Source organism: Streptomyces sp. SID11385 (assembly GCF_010548245.1).
GTDB lineage: Bacteria > Actinomycetota > Actinomycetes > Streptomycetales > Streptomycetaceae > Streptomyces.
The window spans coordinates 1-1,115 of sequence record NZ_JAAGLR010001194.1 but is presented as its reverse complement, the minus strand read 5'-3'; the positions used below and the strand labels follow the sequence as shown (position 1 = coordinate 1,115).

The window sequence follows — 1,115 nt, the reverse complement described above, 5'->3', positions numbered from 1 at the left end:
GGTGGCGTCCCCGGGCCCGGCCTCCGGGTCGCCCGTGGCGAGCCGCGCGCACAGAAGGGTGAGGACGCCGGCGAGGAGACCGGCGAGCAGCAGGTGCGTGGCGGTCGCGAGGAGCCGCGCGGCGTAGGCGCGGCCGCGCCGGGGCACCGCGAGGAGCACGTGGGCCCCGCCGTCGCCCGCGAGTTGTCCCGTCACCACGAGGGTGCCGAGGACGAGCGCGGTGAGCTGGCCGAACATCACGCCGAAGAAGGCGTTGTACAGCGGGTCCCCGTCGCTGTCGCCGTTCGCGTAGGCGAAGGCCGTCGCGGCGGTCAGGAGGGGCACGAGGGCGAGCGTGAGGACGAGCGAGCGCAGCGTGCGGATGCGCAGCCGCTCGGCGCGCACGGCGGCGGCGAAGGGCGAGAAGGCGGGCGGGGCGGCGGTCGGCGAAGTGGTCATGAAGGACTCCCTGGTCGTGGGTGGGCGGAACTGCGGGCGTCAGCCCCCGGCCGGGGTGGCCGGGCGGCCGCGGTGGGCGCCGGTGCCCTCGGTGAGCGCGAGGTACGCGTCCTCCAACCCGGCGTCCTCCGCGCGCAGCTCCAGGACACCGAGCCCCTCGGCCGCCGCGATCGCGCCGATGTCGTCGGGCCGCGCTCCCGGCACGCTCCACACCCCTTCCTCACCGGGCAGGACCTGATGGCCGCGCGTGCGCAGCGCCGCGGCGAGGCGTTCGCCGTCGGTGCTGCGGAAGCGGACGACGCGTGCGGCGCGGTCGGCGAGGAAGGCGTCGAGGGGCTGGTCGGCGAGGAGCACGCCGCCGCCGATGACGAGGAGGTGGTCGGCGTACCGCGCGGTCTCGTGCATGAGGTGGCTGGAGACGAGCGCGGTGCCGCCCGCCGCGGCGTGCGCCCGGAGCAGTCCGCGCAGCCACGTCATGCCTTCGGCGTCGAGGCCGTTGGCGGGCTCGTCGAGGACGAGGACGTCGGGGTCGCCGAGGAGCGCGGCGGCGATGCCGAGGCGCTGGCGCATGCCGAGCGAGTACGTGCCGACGCGCCGCCCGGCGACCCCGGCGAGGCCGACCCGGCCGAGGACCTCGTCCGCGCGGGCCGCGGGGATGCCGTTGCTCGCGGCCAGGA

At 77.3% G+C, this 1,115-nt stretch carries 1 protein-coding gene and 1 pseudogene; both read right to left on the bottom strand.

Annotated features, from left to right (window positions below; all coding sequences use genetic code 11):
* Positions 1-438 (bottom strand): annotated as a pseudogene (locus G3I42_RS36750) (ABC transporter permease); the annotation flags it as partial.
* A 39-nt stretch (positions 439-477) separates the two neighbouring features.
* Positions 478-1,115: ATP-binding cassette domain-containing protein (locus tag G3I42_RS36745; RefSeq protein WP_164291976.1), on the bottom strand; the 638-nt coding region annotated here is incomplete at its 5' end.